Source organism: Flavobacterium sp. P3_A6 (genome assembly GCF_056403035.1).
The window spans coordinates 37,603-55,670 of the sequence record NZ_JBFUGG010000023.1 but is presented as its reverse complement, the minus strand read 5'-3'; the positions used below and the strand labels follow the sequence as shown (position 1 = coordinate 55,670).

General features: G+C 35.9%; 17 protein-coding genes. 8 read left to right on the top strand and 9 right to left on the bottom strand.

Translation table 11 applies throughout. From position 1 onward, the window contains the following. The first annotated feature begins 3 nt into the window (after positions 1-3). Positions 4-126, top strand: a complete 123-nt coding sequence (locus AC1DVP_RS17950) for a FeoB-associated Cys-rich membrane protein (protein WP_477184854.1) — start codon at positions 4-6, stop codon at positions 124-126. Positions 127-384: 258 nt separating this feature from the next. Here the strand turns inward: AC1DVP_RS17950 and AC1DVP_RS17945 are convergent, their stop codons facing one another. Together AC1DVP_RS17945 and AC1DVP_RS17940 are read right to left on the bottom strand one after the other, a co-directional pair. Next, the gene (locus AC1DVP_RS17945) at positions 385-1,038 is read right to left on the bottom strand and encodes a metal-dependent transcriptional regulator (protein ID WP_477184853.1); all 654 of its coding nucleotides are present in this window, start codon (positions 1,036-1,038) and stop codon (positions 385-387) included. A gap of 127 nt (positions 1,039-1,165) precedes the next feature. Then, the gene (locus AC1DVP_RS17940) at positions 1,166-3,037 is read right to left on the bottom strand and encodes an Nramp family divalent metal transporter (protein ID WP_477184852.1); all 1,872 of its coding nucleotides are present in this window, start codon (positions 3,035-3,037) and stop codon (positions 1,166-1,168) included. Between the two features lie 89 nt (positions 3,038-3,126). Between AC1DVP_RS17940 and AC1DVP_RS17935 the strand changes: the two genes are divergently transcribed. The 5 genes from AC1DVP_RS17935 to AC1DVP_RS17915 all read left to right on the top strand — a co-directional run bounded on the left by AC1DVP_RS17935 (position 3,127) and on the right by AC1DVP_RS17915 (position 9,492). Then, positions 3,127-5,403, top strand: coding sequence for a TonB-dependent receptor (locus tag AC1DVP_RS17935; RefSeq protein WP_477184851.1), 2,277 nt, complete (start codon positions 3,127-3,129; stop codon positions 5,401-5,403). Further along, positions 5,404-5,868 carry a thioredoxin family protein gene (locus AC1DVP_RS17930; RefSeq protein ID WP_477184850.1) on the top strand — a complete coding sequence of 155 codons (465 nt, stop codon included), beginning with the start codon at positions 5,404-5,406 and terminating at the stop codon, positions 5,866-5,868. It abuts the gene before it with no gap. Between the two features lie 139 nt (positions 5,869-6,007). Beyond that, positions 6,008-6,418, top strand: a complete 411-nt coding sequence (locus tag AC1DVP_RS17925; protein ID WP_100432563.1) for a BrxA/BrxB family bacilliredoxin — start codon at positions 6,008-6,010, stop codon at positions 6,416-6,418. A gap of 262 nt (positions 6,419-6,680) precedes the next feature. Next, positions 6,681-7,652 (top strand): polyphosphate kinase 2 family protein, encoded by a 972-nt coding sequence (locus AC1DVP_RS17920; RefSeq protein WP_477184849.1) that lies wholly within the window; start codon positions 6,681-6,683, stop codon positions 7,650-7,652. Positions 7,653-7,791: 139 nt separating this feature from the next. Continuing rightward, entirely contained in the window at positions 7,792-9,492 is a 1,701-nt protein-coding gene (locus AC1DVP_RS17915; protein WP_477184848.1) for a SulP family inorganic anion transporter, read from the top strand. Positions 9,493-10,019: 527 nt separating this feature from the next. Here AC1DVP_RS17915 and AC1DVP_RS17910 read toward each other — a convergent pair. From AC1DVP_RS17910 to AC1DVP_RS17890, 5 genes are all read right to left on the bottom strand, one after another. Further along, positions 10,020-11,459 (bottom strand): nucleoside recognition domain-containing protein, encoded by a 1,440-nt coding sequence (locus tag AC1DVP_RS17910; RefSeq protein ID WP_477184847.1) that lies wholly within the window; start codon positions 11,457-11,459, stop codon positions 10,020-10,022. A gap of 285 nt (positions 11,460-11,744) precedes the next feature. Next, positions 11,745-12,818: a winged helix DNA-binding domain-containing protein gene (locus AC1DVP_RS17905; RefSeq protein WP_477184846.1), complete on the bottom strand. Its 1,074-nt coding sequence runs from the start codon at positions 12,816-12,818 to the stop codon at positions 11,745-11,747. A gap of 12 nt (positions 12,819-12,830) precedes the next feature. Further along, positions 12,831-13,544 carry a 3'-5' exonuclease gene (locus tag AC1DVP_RS17900; RefSeq protein ID WP_477184845.1) on the bottom strand — a complete coding sequence of 238 codons (714 nt, stop codon included), beginning with the start codon at positions 13,542-13,544 and terminating at the stop codon, positions 12,831-12,833. Between the two features lie 50 nt (positions 13,545-13,594). Continuing rightward, positions 13,595-14,065 (bottom strand): methylated-DNA--[protein]-cysteine S-methyltransferase, encoded by a 471-nt coding sequence (locus AC1DVP_RS17895; RefSeq protein WP_477184844.1) that lies wholly within the window; start codon positions 14,063-14,065, stop codon positions 13,595-13,597. Between the two features lie 66 nt (positions 14,066-14,131). Continuing rightward, positions 14,132-15,007 (bottom strand): LysR family transcriptional regulator, encoded by an 876-nt coding sequence (locus AC1DVP_RS17890; RefSeq protein WP_477184843.1) that lies wholly within the window; start codon positions 15,005-15,007, stop codon positions 14,132-14,134. A gap of 90 nt (positions 15,008-15,097) precedes the next feature. On the opposite strand from AC1DVP_RS17890, the gene AC1DVP_RS17885 reads away from it, so the two are divergent. Then, complete coding sequence (locus AC1DVP_RS17885) at positions 15,098-15,730, top strand: class I SAM-dependent methyltransferase (RefSeq protein ID WP_477184842.1); 633 nt, start codon at positions 15,098-15,100, stop codon at positions 15,728-15,730. Between the two features lie 2 nt (positions 15,731-15,732). Next, positions 15,733-16,440, top strand: coding sequence for a class I SAM-dependent methyltransferase (locus tag AC1DVP_RS17880; RefSeq protein ID WP_477184841.1), 708 nt, complete (start codon positions 15,733-15,735; stop codon positions 16,438-16,440). 186 nt (positions 16,441-16,626) lie between these two features. On the opposite strand, the gene AC1DVP_RS17875 is transcribed toward AC1DVP_RS17880, so the two are convergent. After that, complete coding sequence (locus AC1DVP_RS17875) at positions 16,627-17,010, bottom strand: c-type cytochrome (protein ID WP_477184840.1); 384 nt, start codon at positions 17,008-17,010, stop codon at positions 16,627-16,629. Between the two features lie 7 nt (positions 17,011-17,017). Then, complete coding sequence (gene hemB / locus AC1DVP_RS17870) at positions 17,018-18,016, bottom strand: porphobilinogen synthase (RefSeq protein ID WP_477184839.1); 999 nt, start codon at positions 18,014-18,016, stop codon at positions 17,018-17,020. Positions 18,017-18,068: the final 52 nt, after the last annotated feature.

Genomic DNA, 18,068 nt, shown 5'->3' with positions numbered 1-18,068 from the left:
TATATGATACAAGAAATTATAGCCTTTATCGTCCTTGTACTTGCTCTTGCTTTTTTGATCCGAAAGTTTTTCTTCAAAAAAAAATCGGATAAAAACTGTGGGAGTGGTGATTGTGGCTGCAGCTAATTGGGTTTTAAACACAATAAAAAATAAATCTAAAAATACATTTCTTCTATTAAATCAAACTATTGATTTAGTGTTCTTCTATTCAAAAAGGATGAAATTAGGAAAATATAAAGGCTTATGATAAAGAAAAACTCTAATTTCTATTACAAAATACAGTTCATTACATTAGCTTCTAAATTCAAAAATAAAGCTGTTTTTGTTTGATATTATTAAATGAACAGAATATCTTGAATCAAAAAAATCAAAATCTAATCAATTCTAAACCACTTTTACGAATAAATTACTTGCAATTTTATTAGAAATTGTAAATTCTGTGCCGTTTACTTTTATTTTTAAGGATAAATCGAAAGTTTCCTTAGCCAAAATTTCAATTTTAGTTCCCAGCCCAATTTGCTGCTTGTCTAGATATTTTAAGAATTCCGAAGAGTTATCTTTTACCCCTACGCATATTCCAGACTGATTTGCCTGCAGCTCTGACAACAGCTGCTTTTCTATAGCAATAATTCTTCCTTGTGCATCGGGTATTGGATCTCCATGCGGATCTTCGGTAGGGTTTCCAAGAAAATCATCCAGTTTGTTAATGAGTTTTTCCGATTTGATGTGTTCCAGCTGCTCAGCAATATCATGAACCTCATCCCAAGAGAAATCCAATTTTTCAACCAAGAAAACCTCCCATAAACGGTGCTTTCTCACAATCATTTTGGCACTTAATTTTCCTGCATCAGTCAAAGAAACACCTTGGTATTTTTTGTAATTAACTAAATCTTTATCTGCCAATTTTTTGAGCATATCGGTTACTGATGATGCTTTGGTCTCCATAATTTCGGCAATAGCATTAGTACTCACTTCACTATCAAGACTAGTCGTAAGGTGATATATAGATTTTAGATAATTTTCTTCGGAGAAAGTCATTTGATTGCAGATAGTTGATTAATGATTTTGGAATGCAGATATGAGCCCCGATCGAAGTGAAAATCCTTTTCTTTTTGCCTTTAAAAAAGAAAAGATTATAACCAATAGCGGGAAATAGCTCCCTATTTTAATTCTTTACAATGAACAAAGGTATTGAAATTTTATGACGCAGTTTGTCGACTGTAGTTCCAAAAATTAAATCTTTCAAGCCTGTATGCCCATGCGTTCCCATGACCAAAATATCAAAATTACCATTATTTATTATCGTTGGAATAACCTTAGTAGGATTTCCAAACCCTAATTCTGTTTCAATTGTAAAGCCCTTTTGCGAAAGCATTTCTTTATATTCCAGCAATAGCGTTTCATCTATAGAGGTTTCATGATCATCGGCTTCATTACCATACATCATGGCTCCAACGGTTTCAACCACATGTATTAAAGTATATTTGGCATCCATCCCTCCCAATTCAAAAGCATGATTTAAAGCAGCTTCATCTGCAGTAGAAAAATCAACCGAAACTGCAATATCTTTGTTAGAATAGGTTCCTATTGAAGAAAATTTTAAAGTCAAAAGATGCGGAGAATGGTTTTGAATATCCGGTTTTGATTTTGTCACAAAAGGCTTAATTACGATATAAAGCAGTAAAACCAAGAAACTAATTGCCAAGGGCACTACTGTTAACCAAAGAACTAATGGATTTTCTGAAGTTTCTAACCATTCTTGAATTTCAGAAAAAACCAATTTAGCGTTGAGCGAGACAATTACCAAAGCGACTATCCATGACGCAATTTGTGTAGTTCTACTAATATGAAATCCTTTCATTTTTCTTTTATCACTCACAAAATGAATAAGCGGAATGATAGCAAACCCTAATTGCAAGCTTAAAATTACCTGACTAAGAATCAACATTTTTCCGGTAACGCTTTCGCCAAAAATAAAAATAACAATCATGGCAGGTACAATAGCGATTAAACGAGTAATAATTCGGCGTACCCATGGCTGAATACGTAAATTCAGATAGCCTTCCATAACAATTTGCCCTGCCAATGTTCCTGTAACCGTCGAGCTTTGCCCCGCTGCTATTAAGGCTACCGCAAATAAAATAGGCGCCCACTTAGTTCCTAATATCGGTTGCAGAAAACGGTAAGCATCTTGAATTTCAGCCACTTCAAACATTCCATTTTTATAAAATGTAGCTGCCGCCAAAATTAAAATAGCCGCATTTACAAAGAAAGCCAAGTTTAAGGCAATCGTTGAATCTATAAAATTATATTTAATGGCTTGTTTGATTCCTGCTGGACTACGGTCAAATTTTCTAGTTTGCACCAAGGAGGAATGCAGATACAAGTTGTGTGGCATTACCGTCGCACCAATAATCCCAATAGCAATATAAAGTGCCGATTCATTAGGCATAGAAGGAATCAAACCATAAAGCACTTTCCCCATCTCGGGCTGCGCAAATATCATTTCGAATATAAAGGAAAAACCAATAATCATAACAAGCACTATGATAAACGCTTCCATTTTACGAATTCCTTTATTAATTAGAAAAAGCAATAAAAATGTATCTAAAACAGTAATCATAACCGCTTCTATCAATGGGATTCCAAATAATAAATTGATCCCAATGGCCATTCCTAAAACTTCGGCAAGATCACAGGCTGCAATGGCAATTTCGGCAAGAAAATAAAGAATATAATTAATGAATTTCGAATACGTTTCTCGTGATGCCTGCGCCAAATCACGCTGGGTAACGATTCCTAATCGGGCACTTAAGCTTTGTAATAGCAATGCCATCAAATTACTCATCAGCAATACCCACAATAGGGCATATCCAAACTGACTTCCTCCTGCTATATCGGTTGCCCAGTTCCCTGGATCCATATAACCCACACTAACCAAATAAGCGGGACCAAAAAAAGCTAATATTTTTCTAAAAATGGAGGATTTATTTTGTGTAGCTACCGATTGGTGTACTTCTTCGAGTGATTTACCCATATTTGAAATTTTTAAAACAAATATATAAAAATAACTTTATATTAATCAAATATTATTTTTAGCTTTGCCTAAAAAATTAATTAAGCAAAATGAAATATTTATTTTTACCAGTACTCATACTTATATACTCCACCTCTTTTTCACAAAACAGCAGTTCTGTCTCTGGGAAAATTACTTCCGAAAACAAAACAAAACAGCTTGTATCTATTGAATTGATAAGAACCAACTTCAAAACCCAAACTGACAGTTTAGACAATTATAAATTAGAAAATATTCCTGCCGGCAATTATAAAATACAAATTGCATCACTCGGATTAAAAACTATAACTAAAAACATTTCCCTGAAAGAAAATGAAACTCTTAGCCTTGATTTTAAACTGCAGGAAAATGAAAATGAACTCAACGAAGTTGTAGTTTCAGGAACTTTAAAAGCAGTAAAACGGCTCGAAAGTGCCGTTCCTGTTGAGGTGTACAGCCCTGTTTTCTTCAAGAAAAACCCAACACCAAGCATTTATGAAGCCCTGCAAAATGTAAACGGAGTAAGACCACAGCTCAATTGCGGCGTTTGCAACACTGGTGACATACACATCAATGGATTGGAAGGCCCATATACTTCGGTAATGATTGATGGTATGCCAATTGTAAGCAGTTTATCGACTGTTTACGGATTATCAGGAATTCCAAACTCATTGGTGGAGCGAATCGAAATCGTGAAAGGTCCCGCCTCTTCTTTGTACGGAAGTGAAGCTGTTGGCGGATTAATCAACATTATCACCAAAAACCCAAGTAATGCTCCCATCTTTTCTGCCGATGTCATCACCACTTCTTGGCTGGAGACCAATGCTGATTTGGGAGTGAAATTTAATATCAATAAAAAAGCAACTTCTTTATTAGGGATAAATTATTACAATTACGGCCAAACCATTGACAATGATCATGATGGGTTTACTGATGTAACAGCACAAAACAGAATTTCGGTTTTTAATAAATGGAATATCAACCGACAACAAAACCGATTATTCACCATAGCCGTTAGAGGAATGTACGAAGATCGCTGGGGTGGAGATGTTCGTTGGGAGAAAAAATACCGTGGGGGAAATGAAATTTACGGCGAAAGCATTTATACCAAACGTGGCGAACTTTTAGGAAGTTATCAATTACCCACAGCCGAAAAACTAATGCTGTCTTTTTCGGGAACAATGCATTTTCAGGACAGCCGTTATGGGACAACCTCATATATAGCCAATCAAAAAATTGGATTTCTTCAACTAACTTGGGACAAGAAACTAGGAAAAAATGATTTACTGACTGGAATCGCTTCCCGGTATACTTATTATGACGACAACACAACAGCAACGGCGGCTTTAAACGAAAACAATCCAGAAAAAACATGGCTTCCCGGTATTTTTGCTCAGGATGAAATTACTTTTAGCGAAAAACACAAAGTTCTTTTAGGGATCCGATACGATTATAATTCCATTCACGGAAATATTTTTACTCCAAGATTTGCCTATAAATTGAAAATCAATGAAAACAATATTTTACGTTTGAATGCGGGAACGGGCTTTAGAGTAGTGAATTTATTTACCGAAGATCATGCCGCTTTAACAGGATCACGCGAAGTAGTTATTGCCGAAAACCTTGACCCTGAGAAATCAGTGAATGCCAATTTGAATTATATCAAGAAAATATACTTCCCTAACGGTACCTTTTTAGGGATTGAAACTACTGCATTTTACACCCGATTTAGCAACAAGATTGTATCCGATTATGCAACCGATCCCAACAAAATTATTTACAACAACATTAACGGTTATGCTTTGAGTCAGGGCATTAGCTGTAATACGGACATCAATTTCACCAATGGATTAAAATTCATACTAGGTGCGACTTATATGGATGTCTCCAATGTAGAAAACGGTATCAAAACAAGGCCGTATTTAACTGAGAATTTCACTGCAACTTGGGCTGTCTCTTATAAAATAACCCCAATTAATATAGCGATTGACTACACAGGAAATGTATACAGCCCAATGAAATTGCCATTATTAAGCGATACCGATCCAAGAAGCCCAAATTCACCTTGGTACAGTTTACAAAACATTCAGTTTACCTATTCGGGCTGGAAAAATTTCGAATTGTATGCAGGCATCAAAAACCTGCTTAACTTTACTCCTAAACAAAAAAATCCATTTCTCATTTCTAGAACAGAAGATCCATTTGATAAGAATGTACAATATGATACTAACGGAAAAGTCTTAGTAACACCAAACAATCCTTATGGTTTAACATTTGACACGACTTACGTTTACGGACCAAATCAAGGAATTAGAGGATTCTTTGGGCTGCGATATAATTTATTTTAAATGAAAAAATGGCTTTACATCCTATTGATTTTCTTTTGGGCGATTCCATCCGGTTTTGCCCAATTGAAAACCTATACTTTTGAAGAAGCCGAAAAATTATCCAAAGAAAATCCAAAACCATTTGTAGTTTTTATTCACACTTCCTGGTGCGCTTACTGCAGAATGATGGAAAATTCCACTTTCAAAAACCCTGAAATCATCACGCTTTTAAACGATAATTATTATTTTATTGCACTCGATGCCGAAAATAAAGACGACATTCATTTCAATAATTATACATTTCAATTCAAGCCAAATGGGCAAAACACTGGAATTCATGAACTCGCCACGGTATTGGCAACCATTAATTCACAGGTGATTTATCCAACAGTTACTATTTTGGAATCTGATTGTTCGCTTGTATTCCAAAAGCATTCTTTTTTAAGTGGCAAAGAATTAATTGCTATTTTAGAAACGATAAAGTAATGAGTTACTTTTTAGAAAATATTTACCCAATCAAAACCTCATTATCAAACTATAACAAAACTTTATAATTCAAACTTACATCTTGATTTGAAACTTTGTAACTTTGCAGTACAAAAAGTTAAACCTAAAATAAAAAAATATGTATCCAGAAGAAATGGTAAAACCAATGCAGGCTGAATTAACTGCTGTCGGTTTTCAAGATTTACATAGTGCTGAAGCTGTAGATAATGCTATCAAAGCCGAAGGCACCACTTTTGTAGTTGTGAACTCTGTTTGTGGCTGTGCCGCAAGAAACGCACGCCCAGGAGCTAAAATGAGCTTAGAAGGAGCTAAAAAACCAAGTCAATTGATTACAGTTTTTGCTGGTGTAGACAAAGAAGCCGTTGATGCAGCAAGACAGCACATGTTTCCTTTCCCTCCATCATCGCCAAGTATGGCTTTGTTCAAAAACGGAGAATTAGTTCACATGTTAGAGCGTCACCATATTGAGGGACGTCCTGCTGAAACAATTGCAGAAAACTTAAAAGATGCTTTCAACGAATTTTGCTAAATAGCAATAGAATGAAAACAAAAAACCACGCAGATTGCGTGGTTTTTTTATGCCGTTGAATATAGATTAATATGACTATAAATGCATTCTGTTATCCTTAAAATTATCAAACAGAGATTACCAAGCATTTTTTATTAAAAATAATCCGAACAATTGATTTTTTACTAAATTAGTTCATTATTAATGCATTAAATTATTCAATACAAACATTATTTGTTTTTCAAATAGCAATAGCCTTTCATTAACATTAAATTTCGGTATCATGTCAAAATCAAATAAAAAAGAACTGAATGACTTTGAAGAAAAACTAATAGATTTAAGCTCTTTAAGCAAAAAAGAGCTGGTTCAAAGAGCTAAGAAATTTTCGAAACAATATTGTGTTGGTGATGGAAATGATTTTAAACTAAAAGATTATGAAACCAAAGCCAGTTTTAATTTAGGTGATGAAGAGAAACCGTTAGTAAAACAAACTTTAGAAATAGGTGTTGAGGCATTGGCAACCATGCAGGATATACTGTATGCACAAGACAAATGGTCGGTTCTGCTCATTTTTCAGGCGATGGATGCTGCGGGAAAAGACGGAGCAATCAAGCATGTTATGTCGGGCGTGAATCCGCAGGGATGTCAGGTTTTTTCTTTTAAAGCCCCTAGTTCTGAGGATTTAGACCATGATTTTTTATGGCGCTGCCAAAAGCATCTTCCAGAACGAGGACGCATCGGTATTTTTAACCGCTCCTATTACGAAGAAGTCTTAGTCGTTCGTGTACATAAGCAAATTTTAAAAAGCCAAAAACTTCCGAAAAAATTATTTACCAAAAACATTTGGGAAAATCGGTTTGAGGATATTCGCAACTTTGAAAAATACCTGAATAGAAATGGGACTATCGTAATCAAATTTTTCCTTAATGTTTCCAAGAAAGAGCAGAAAGAACGTTTTATTGAACGTGTAGACGATCCAGATAAAAACTGGAAATTTAGTGCTTCTGATGCTAAAGAGCGTGGTTATTGGGATGATTATATGCGCGCCTATGAAGAATTAATAAAAAAAAACTCAACCAAAAAATCCCCATGGTACGTTATTCCCGCTGATAATAAATCTTATGCGCGCATCGCTATTTCCTCGGCAATAATAACAGCATTAGAAGAACTTGATTTAGAATACCCAAAAGTAAGTGAGGCGAAAATAGCCGAACTGCAAGCTGTTAAACAATCATTGCTAAATGAGGAAGACTAATTTTTTTTTAGCTCTTTGTGATTAGTCCATGTGATATTATTCCAAAAAAGCAGTTTATTTACAGCTGTCCATCATCATAAATTACAAACAAAAGCTAATCACTTATAATCAGACACAACCTTTTTATCCAATTTAAATTATGCTTTCTAGACTATTCCCAATTACGTCTTGGATCAAAGAATACAAAAGAAAAGACTTAAAAAAAGACTTTATATCTGGAATAACACTGGCTGCTTACGGGATTCCGGTATCGATGGCTTATGCAACTCTTGCAGGTTTACCTCCCCAATATGGAATTTATGGCTACTTGATTGGCGGTCTTTTTTATACAATCTTAGGTACTAGCAGGCAATTAGCCATTGGCCCCACATCAGCAATTTCACTGTTAATTGGCACGACAATTGCCACTATGGCTAATGGTGATGTACAGCGCTGGGCCAACATTGCCTCACTAACCGCTTTAATATTTTCAATCTTAGCCCTGCTTGCTTATTTGCTGCGGTTAAGCGGTATTATCAATTTTATCAGCGAAACCGTTTTGGTTGGCTTCAAAGCGGGTGCTGCAATAACCATTAGCTTAACACAGTTGCCTAAAATTTTTGGCATAAAAGGTGGGGGTAAAAACTTTATAGAACGCATCATTATTATTTTTCAACAGCTTCCAGATACTAATCCCTCTGTTTTTCTTTTTGGTATAATCGCAATTATCATTCTAATTGCCGGCGAAAAAATGCTGCCCGGAAAACCAATCGCAATACTCATAGTGACCGTATCTATTATACTCGTTTCAACAACACCCCTAGCTAATCATGGATTCTCAACCGTTGGCGTGATCCCAACAGGACTGCCACAATTTCACTTACCAGCATTGCGCATCAAAGATGTAGACGGCGTATTGCCCCTTGCTTTGGCTTGTTTTTTATTGTCATATATCGAAAGTGTTTCCGCGGCCAGAACTTTGGCGCAAAAAAACGGCTACACCATTGACCCTCACCAGGAATTATTGGCTCTCGGAGCGGCCAATGCAGCTGTAGCTTTTGGCCAAGGCTATCCCGTAGCTGGCGGATTATCACAATCTGCTGTAAATGATACTGCAGGAGCAAAAACGACAATATCCTTAGTTTTTGCATCGGTGGCAATTGCCTTTTGTTTGCTGTTTTTAACGGGGTTTCTTCAAAACTTACCTACAGTAATTTTGGCATCCATTGTATTAGTCGCTATTCGAGGGCTTTTTGACCTTGATGAAATTAAGCATCTCTATAAAATAGACAAGCAGGAATTTTACATTGCAATGATTGCATTAGTAGGAGTACTCATTTGGGGAATCCTAACAGGCGTTTTATTGGCTGCCATAATCACTTTGTTATTGTTAATAAAAGCATCCTCAACTCCAAATGTCGCATTTTTGGGCAGAATACCAGGAACCAAACGCTATACAGACATAAAACGTCATTCCGACAACGAAAGCATTAAAGGAATACTGATTGTTAGAATAGAATCTTCCATATTTTATTTTAATACCGAATACATCAAAGAGCAGATATGGGGGAAAATTAATGGTGAATCCGATTTGATCAAGGCAGTAATATTAGACCTCAATTCCTCTCCCTGTATTGATATAGCGGGTGCCCGCTTTTTAAAACAGCTTTTTATTGATTTAAAATCCAGAAATATTTCTCTAAAAATTGCCGAAGCCCGATCCGAAGTTCGTGACACATTACGCTCCGAAAATCTGGAAGCTCTTTTAGGTCACATCAGCCGAAGCGTTTCTGTTGATGATTTAGTCGTTAGTGCCGTCAATTCTAATTTGGAGGAGCCACCTTCTAGAAAAAACAGCTAGCCGCTTTGTCGTCATGCCCGTTTTCTCTAGCAACTGTCGGGCAGTCTGCGCTAGTTCGGCAGCTCGCTTTCATCCCTCACCCAAACTTAGCCTATACAGGTATCTTTAGGGTATAAAATTATAACCTAAAACATCAAATCTTTCTGCCAAAAAAATAAAAAATTATAGCTATTAGAAATTAAATAAGCTGCAGGGTTTTGATATAACCTACAGCTTATTAAGTTTTAATAGCCTCTATTTTGTAATGAAAAAAGTTTCTTATTTTATCACTCTGATCAAAAATTTAGCTTAACAAGCTAGTAACTAAGAATAGGATAAGTAAACCTATAGCGATGTATTTTGTGTATTTTGACATTTTTTAATTTATTTAATGAGTTGATTTCAAAAGAATGAAAAATAAATTAAAACTCCTAAAAATTATAGTTATAATAATTCCAATATTTTCATTTTCTTCTTGAGCCGTTTCTCCGATTGATTTTTAGTCTTCCTAAAAATTTACACGACGAAATTATCAGCCCATAAAAAGATTAAAAAAACCAGCTCGCCACAAAAATTGCCGTAATTACACAGATCACATCAACCAAAAGCATCGTTCCTAAAGCGTATCGGGTATTTTTGATATTTACCGAACCAAAATAAACCGCAATCACATAAAAAGTACTCTCGGCACTACATTGAAAAATACTGCTTAACCTACCTGTCATCGAATCGGCTCCAAAAGTATTCATTGAATCAATCAAAAATCCTCTTGATCCCGCCGAACTAAATGGTCTAAGCAGTGCTACTGGCAAGGCATCGGTAATTTCTTTGCTTACTCCCATATTTGAAAAAGCAAAAGCTATCCAGTTACTGATAATTTCAAATAAACCGCTGTTTCTGAATAAAGAAATTGCCACTAACATCCCTAAAACATAAGGAAAAATTGTAACTCCAGTTTTAACTCCATTATTTGCTCCTGATACAAAAGCTTCAAAAACTGTTGTTTTGGCCTCGGCAAATTTCTTTTCTTTAATAAATGAAAATATCAACGTAAATGCAATAATGCCCACTAATATTAAAGCCGAAAGGTTAGAGGTAAAATAGTTTTTCCCGATTAAATCCAAATGGTTTACATACATCAATAACCCAACTATGGCTGCTATTAACCCCATTAAGGCAACAACCAAAGATGCGCTCTTGAAATTAATTTTTTGTCTGATTCCAACAATAAGAAAAGCGGCAATCGTACCAATGAAAGAAGTAATAATGCAAGGCAGCATTACATCGGCTGGGTTTGTTGCATTTGCGGCAGCACGATAGCCAATAATAGAAGTTGCAATTAATGTTAGTCCCGAAGCATGCAGACACATAAACATAATCTGAGCATCACTCGCTTTGTCTTTTTCGGGGTTTATTTCCTGTAAGCTTTCCATGGCTTTTAACCCAAATGGCGTTGCCGCAGAATCTAATCCCAGAAAGTTAGCGGCAAAGTTTAAAGTCATGTACGAAATCGACGGATGATCCTTTGGGATACTTGGGAACACCTTTACAAATACAGGGCTCAACAATTTAGCCAATTTTCCAGATGCCCCAGAAATGATTAAAAGCTCCATCAATCCGCAGAAAAATGCCAAATAAGCCATAAGAGGCAAAATCAAATCAAGCAGCGTGCTTTTACACGTTGGCAATAAACCATCAGATTTTTGAACACCGCTGAAGATTTTTACGGTTTTATTTTTATAAACATAAGTCGTGTCGGTATTTAGCGTATCACGATTGATAATCATGGTTTGATCCGTAGCTTTCTTGATACTGTCTTTGATAAAAGCAGGAACTTGTTCAATATATTTTTCAGATATAAGAACCGGATCGTCTTTTTTTCCATTCAAGACATAATCAATCGTATAGGTATTGGCAGAAAACAAACTGACAACAATAAAAATAATCGATGAAATAAAAATAACTAACCAGAATCTGCTCAATACCATAATTTATATTTTTTGTAAATGTAATAAATCAATTGCAATTGCAATATCAATCGCAATATTGAAAAAACTTCAATAGTGAATAATCCCTAATTTGCCTCTATTGAAAACTTTTATTGTTTAAGAATAAATGTTTGAGCTAGTGCAATTGTGATTTTATTTAATAGACTGACTATTCAGTCAAAAATATTTATTATACAAAAATAATAGTAATTTAATCAATATCAGTAATTTACAATCCAAAGACCACGAAGAGTTTAATAATTAGTTTTTAAAAGAACTAAGTGATTATTCAATACTAATTTTTGTTTCCAGATAATTTTCAAACGGTTTGATCGCTTGAAAAAGAGTGTTTTTTTTAGTTTTATCTAAAGCAGAAAAAAATTGAGTCTCTATTTTTGCGTGATCTTTCTTGATAGTTCGTTTCCAAAGCCCGATGACTTTCCCGTTTTCTAGAATAATGGGTTTAAAAATGCCGTTTCTAGTAAATGCTTTAGGTTGATCCTCCAGTAAAATAGAGGCTTCACGATTTTTATACGAAATTAAGATCTCATCAAAAGCGGGCAGAAAATGTACGCTTTCGCAAAAGTTATCCGACTCAGAAAAATCAGTCCCAAACCAGTACTTCTGATTATCAATTTCAACAGAGTTCAGCTCAGATTCTATTAAATTAAGAGCTAATTTAACAGCCGTTGGTGAAAAACCGGACCACCATGAAAAGTCAAGCAAAGTTGCCGGACCATGGCTTTCGAAATATCGTTTGGCTAATTTTGCTAATGCTTCTTCTTTAGTAAAAACCGTTGTGGATTTTGGAACACGTTCTTCAAGCAAAGCATAAGTCGTTTGTTTGCCTTTCATTTTGCCATTACAAACCAAACCATCAAGCTCAGCATTCATCATGATAACAGCACTCAGAAAATCTTCGCTTGAGCTTTTTTTGATATCCAGCCCCCGCATAATTTCGTCACGAGTCAGATGATTGTTTCCTGCCAGCAATTTTTCAATTTTAGCGTTAATCTGATCCAGTTTTTTGGAATCAAAATCATATTTCTTTGCTGCTGAAGCTGTAAATCTTTTTACTTGCGGAGCAGAAAGAGCTAACATCCAATAAATATCATCAGCGGCTACAAAATGCCAAGTCGGGCGTAAAATATGTGTTCGGATGATTTTTCCTGAATTGATAACATCTTCAATCACCTTTTCAGAAGCATCACAACGGGAACCGATCGCCCATTTTGCCATTGCATAATCCTGCGCCTGCATAGCGCCTAAATGTCGCACTATTTCTTGAGGTGTCTTTGGATTTGTTTTTAAAAGATTTTGTGAAACAAGCCGATAATTCGCAATTTCCTGATGTGTCATTTGAAGCATGAATTATACATGAATAATCTCCTCTTCAATCAATAAATCTTCTCGTCTTAGTCTCAAAAAGATCTGGGCTACTGCAATTGTATCTTTTTCACAATAAGTGACTATTCGGTCAATGTCTTTTTCTACATAAAAAACATGACCAACCTGACTGCCGTCGATATCACCTTTGGGAGAAGGAATTCCAAGTACTTTGCACATTAATTTCAATGAAGTGAAATGTTTATAGTCGCCAAATTTCCACAATTCTAAAGTATCTAAATGAGGAATTTCCCAAGGTTTTTTGCCAAATAAGTTCAGCTTGTCGGGAATTGGGATTTGGTTGATAATCATTCGGCGCGCCAAAAACGGAATATCAAATTCTTTGGCGTTATGCCCGCACAAAACATGCTGAGGTCCGTTGAAATGATTATTCAGCAGATTATTGAAGTCTTTCAAAAGTTTTGGCTCTTCACCAAAAAAAGATGTCACTCTAAAATTTCGAATATCACCTTTAATGACAAAATAGCCCACCGAAATACAGACAATTTTTCCAAACTCAGCCCAAATTCCTGCGCGGTCATAAAATTCCTCACCAGAGAACTCATCTTTCCGCTGGTATTGGGTTTTGAGTTCCCAAAGCGTTTTCATTTCGTCATCCAAAGAATTGAAATCAGCTGTTTCCGGAACGGTTTCTATGTCGAGGAAAAGGATATTATTAAGATTTATTTTTTCGATCATATTTCACAAGTTATCTAAAACGAATATAAGAAATTTATTCAATAAATATTTTAGAACAAACTTTGCTGTGTAGTTGGATTTTCATGTTCCAACAGCCATTTTTTTCGCCACAATCCGCCTGCATAACCTGTAAGCGAGCCATCAGTTCCGATGACTCTGTGGCAAGGAACCACAATCCAAAGCGGATTTTTCCCATTGGCGGAAGCCACAGCGCGGATGGCTTTGACATCTCCCAAAAATTTGGATTGTTCGAGATAAGTTCTGGTTTTTCCATACGGAATCTCCAATAATGCTTTCCACACTTTTTGCTGAAATTCGGTTCCTTTTGGGTTGAGTTTGAAATCAAAATTGGTTCTATCCCCCTCGAAATAAGCATTGAGCTGCGAAACAGCTTCCTGCAAAACGTTTGGAATTTCTGCAGAAACAGTTCCTTCATCGTATACTGAAATTTCCGATACGCCATTTTCATCGCCTATAATTTTCGCAATTCCTAAAGGTGTTTTGATATAGGCTGTTTCCATACTTGTAAAATTGAACTGCAAAGTTAATTTAAAAATTAGTCACTGAAATTATACTTTACAAAACGCTTATTTCTTTTTCAAAAATTCAATGGCTGTCTTAGCTACTTCTGATAGATGTCCTTTGGGCGTTGCCAATAAAATATCCGTAAAAAGATTCACAGATTGTATTTCAATATAACCAATTTCAGGATAATTATGACTTTTTAAAATAGCCGTAGGAACAATCGATACGCCTAATCCGTTTTTGACTAATTGAATAATCGAAGAAATATTATTGGATTCATGCACCACTTTTGGAGCAAAGCCAAAATGAGAACAGATTTCCAATAAATTATCATAATACTGAGGCGAATACTCTTTGTTGAAAAATACAAAAGTAGTTTCACTTAACTTTTCAATTTCCTGTTCAGATTGAATTGGGTACAAATTTTTATTGAACACTAAGGAGAAATTGTCTTTGAACCAAAGCTGTGTTTCTATTTTAGGCGAATGCAAAGGCGCGCGGACAATTCCTAAATCGATTTTGAATTCCTCTAATGCTTTGATTTGTTTGACAGTTGGCACTTCGTACAATCTAAAATTCACGTATGGAAACTGTTCCGATAAATACTGCACCAAAGCTGAAATATCTCCTGAGAAAGTAGAACTTACATAGGCAATTCGGAATTCTCCGCTTTGATTTTCGCTTATTTTTTTGGTTTTGATATTGATGAGTTCTATGTTTTTCAACACTTCCCGCATTTCTTTCTCGTAGAATTTTCCAGCATCGGTAAGAATTACCCGTTTATTATTGCGTTCAAAAAGCTGTACACCGATTTCAGTTTCCAATTCTTTGATTTGCCGGCTTAATGGCGGTTGTGAAATGAATAATTTTTCGGCGGCGCGAACAAAACTTAACTCTTCGGCTAGTTTAAGGAAATATTTAATATGACGTAATTCCATATATACCTTTTAAGTATTAATCATTGACAAAATAAGTATTTTTAAGTCATATATAAAAATTATAAGTTTGTAAAACAAAATGAAAACATCATGGAAAAAATTTGGAAAGACAGATGGAACGAAAGATACAGCAGTAAAGAGTTTGCTTATGGAGAAGAACCTAACAAATACCTCAAAAAAGAATTAGATAAACTAAAAGCCGGAACCATTCTTTTTCCTGCTGAAGGTGAAGGGCGGAATGCTGTTTATGCTGCCAAAACCGGTTGGAACGTATTTGCGTTTGATATAAGTTTGGAAGGAAAAAAGAAAGCGTTACAGCTTGCAGCATCTCATAATGCAAAAATTGATTACGAGCTTGGCGAATTAGAGACAATAAATTACGAAACGGATCAATTTGATGCAATCGGACTTATTTATGCTCATTTTCCCGCTGCTGTTAAATCGCATTATCACACCATTTTAGATAAATATTTACGAAAAGGCGGCGTTATTATTTTTGAAGCTTTCAGCAAAAAACACCTTGAATATATTCAAAAAGATGAGAAAGTTGGAGGGCCAAAAGATATTGAATCTTTATTTTCTGTTGCCGAAATAAAATCCGATTTTCCAGATTATGATTTTGAAGAATTGGCAGAAATGGAAATTGAACTTAACGAAGGACTATTCCACAATGGAAAAGGTTCAGTAATACGATTTGTGGGACGCAAAAAACAAAATTTATAACTATGAAAAAATCTACAGTAAACGAAATCAAGGAACGTTTTGATAATGATGTCGAACGTTTTGCAAATTTAGAAACAGGACAGGTTGCTACGATGGATGCACAAATTTCATTAGAGCTTTTAACTTCGGCCGCAAAAGCCATTAAACCAAAAGCATCAACTGTATTGGACATTGGCTGCGGTGCTGGAAATTATACGTTGAAAATGCTGTCTAAAACACCTAATTTGAATGCGACTTTGATCGATTTAAGTCAAAATATGCTAGACAAAGCTCACGAACGTGTTTCGGGAGCTACAAATGGAAAAGTCGAAACTATTCAAGGTGATATCCGTGATATAGAATTGCAAAAAAATCATTTTGACATCATCTTGGCTGGAGCGATTTTGCATCATTTAAGAGAAGACTCGGACTGGGAATTTGTTTTCCGAAAATTGTACGACAGTTTAACACCCAGCGGCTGTTTGATGATTTCAGATTTGTTAGTTCAAGATCATGAAGGAGTTAATCAATTGATTTGGGACAGGTACTGCGAGTATTTGAATCAGCACGGAGGAGCAGAATATCAGCAAAAAGTATTTGATTATATTGAGATAGAAGATACGCCGCGTTCGATGACCTATCAATTGGATTTAATGAAAAAAGTGGGTTTTTCGAGCGTTGAAATTTTGCATAAAAATGCCTGCTTTGGGGCTTTTGGAGGGATTAAGTAGGTTTAAACATTAAGTGACTAAGTAGTCATAAAGCACACAAATATTAAAAAACACAAAAACCATCTCATTTTCAGAGATGGTTTTTGTTATTCTGGTATACACTAGCCCAGATGGGAACGGCATCCTCTTATAGCGGGGTTCGCTATAAGAGATATAGTGGACAGCTGGATTAGCTCCTGAAAATTGTTATTTTAGATGTGAGTTTATATAGGCTTCTACCGCTTTTAATTCTTCCTCTGTGAAAGTTTTAGTGATTTCCAAATTAGCCTGCATTACAGGAAATTGAGCTGGATCGACAATGGCTTCACCTTCGCCTTTAAGAAAACTAACTATATTTCCGTTTTTGTCTTTGTAGATTTTGGCGATTTCCCGAATACTTGGCCCAATCACTTTTTGATCCATTTGATGACAAGCAACACAGTTTCCTTTACCTTCGAAAATTGCCGCCCCTAATGCTTTTGGAGTTTGAGCTCCAGTGGTCTTTTCTGCAGGTTTTCCAAAAGGTTCTTCACTTTCTTTCTTGCAAGAAAAAGCGAGAACAGCTAGAGCTATTAATACTAGTTTTTTCATAGAAGTCTTATTTTTGGTTCAGTATAATAGCGGCTTCTTTGGCAAAATAAGTCGAAATCAAACTGGCTCCCGCTCTTTTGATGCACATTAACTGTTCCATCATGATTTTGTCGTTGTCCAGCCAGCCTCTTTCGGAAGCGGCTTTGATCATCGCATATTCTCCTGATACATGGAAAACGGTTACGGGAACATTCACGGCGTTTTTGACCTCGCGAACGATATCCAAATAAGCGATTCCTGGCTTTACCATTACCATATCGGCACCTTCTTCGACATCCCAAACGGCTTCTTTAATGGCTTCGATGCGGTTGGCATAGTCCATTTGGTACGTTTTCTTGTCTTTTGGAACCACAACATCCGCTTCCCTAGGCGCGCTGTCCAATGCATCACGAAAAGGCCCGTAAAACGCGGAAGCATACTTAGCCGAATAACTCATAATTCCCACATTGTGGAAACCTGCAGCATCAAGCCCTTGGCGCAGACGCAATACTCGACCGTCCATCATGTCGGAAGGAGCAACAAAATCGGCACCCGCTTCAGCATGAGAAACGGCCATTTTTACCAAAGCATCATTAGTAGCGTCGTTTTCTACATCACCATTGGTAATAATTCCGTCGTGACCGTATATTGAATAAGGATCGAGAGCCACATCCGGCATTACAATCATCTCTGGACAAGCCGCTTTGATGGCACGAATGGCTTGTTGCATTAATCCGTTTGGATTCCAAGCTTCTTTTCCTGTATTGTCTTTTAAGTCTTCGCTTACTTTCACGTAAATATTGACTGCACGAATTCCTAATGCATATAATTCTTTGACTTCTTTTACCGTCAAATCAATTGAACGACGGAAAATACCCGGCATAGAAGGAATAGCAACCTCAACATTTTCGCCTTCGGCAATAAACATAGGAAACATAAAATCGGATGGGCTTAATGTGGTTTCACGAACTAATGAACGAATGGATTCGCTTGTTCTTAATCTTCTGCCTCTGTGTAATGGGAACATTTGATATATGATTTTTGATTAACGATTGCTGATTTTTGATTTAAAAACAAAT

Excerpts from the sequence above, each read along its gene's own strand:
- AC1DVP_RS17890 (WP_477184843.1), bottom strand. The coding sequence starts at position 15,007 with ATGGAATTACGTCATATTAAATATTTCCTTAAACTAGCCGAAGAGTTA.
- AC1DVP_RS17930 (WP_477184850.1), top strand. The coding sequence starts at position 5,404 with ATGAAAAAATGGCTTTACATCCTATTGATTTTCTTTTGGGCGATTCCA.
- AC1DVP_RS17950 (WP_477184854.1), top strand. The coding sequence starts at position 4 with ATGATACAAGAAATTATAGCCTTTATCGTCCTTGTACTTGCTCTTGCT.
- AC1DVP_RS17900 (WP_477184845.1), bottom strand. The coding sequence starts at position 13,544 with ATGATCGAAAAAATAAATCTTAATAATATCCTTTTCCTCGACATAGAA.
- AC1DVP_RS17915 (WP_477184848.1), top strand. The coding sequence starts at position 7,792 with ATGCTTTCTAGACTATTCCCAATTACGTCTTGGATCAAAGAATACAAA.
- AC1DVP_RS17935 (WP_477184851.1), top strand. The coding sequence starts at position 3,127 with ATGAAATATTTATTTTTACCAGTACTCATACTTATATACTCCACCTCT.
- AC1DVP_RS17945 (WP_477184853.1), bottom strand. The coding sequence starts at position 1,038 with ATGACTTTCTCCGAAGAAAATTATCTAAAATCTATATATCACCTTACG.
- AC1DVP_RS17875 (WP_477184840.1), bottom strand. The coding sequence starts at position 17,010 with ATGAAAAAACTAGTATTAATAGCTCTAGCTGTTCTCGCTTTTTCTTGC.
- AC1DVP_RS17940 (WP_477184852.1), bottom strand. The coding sequence starts at position 3,037 with ATGGGTAAATCACTCGAAGAAGTACACCAATCGGTAGCTACACAAAAT.
- AC1DVP_RS17885 (WP_477184842.1), top strand. The coding sequence starts at position 15,098 with ATGGAAAAAATTTGGAAAGACAGATGGAACGAAAGATACAGCAGTAAA.
- AC1DVP_RS17895 (WP_477184844.1), bottom strand. The coding sequence starts at position 14,065 with ATGGAAACAGCCTATATCAAAACACCTTTAGGAATTGCGAAAATTATA.
- AC1DVP_RS17880 (WP_477184841.1), top strand. The coding sequence starts at position 15,733 with ATGAAAAAATCTACAGTAAACGAAATCAAGGAACGTTTTGATAATGAT.
- AC1DVP_RS17920 (WP_477184849.1), top strand. The coding sequence starts at position 6,681 with ATGTCAAAATCAAATAAAAAAGAACTGAATGACTTTGAAGAAAAACTA.
- AC1DVP_RS17910 (WP_477184847.1), bottom strand. The coding sequence starts at position 11,459 with ATGGTATTGAGCAGATTCTGGTTAGTTATTTTTATTTCATCGATTATT.
- hemB (WP_477184839.1), bottom strand. The coding sequence starts at position 18,016 with ATGTTCCCATTACACAGAGGCAGAAGATTAAGAACAAGCGAATCCATT.
- AC1DVP_RS17905 (WP_477184846.1), bottom strand. The coding sequence starts at position 12,818 with ATGACACATCAGGAAATTGCGAATTATCGGCTTGTTTCACAAAATCTT.
- AC1DVP_RS17925 (WP_100432563.1), top strand. The coding sequence starts at position 6,008 with ATGTATCCAGAAGAAATGGTAAAACCAATGCAGGCTGAATTAACTGCT.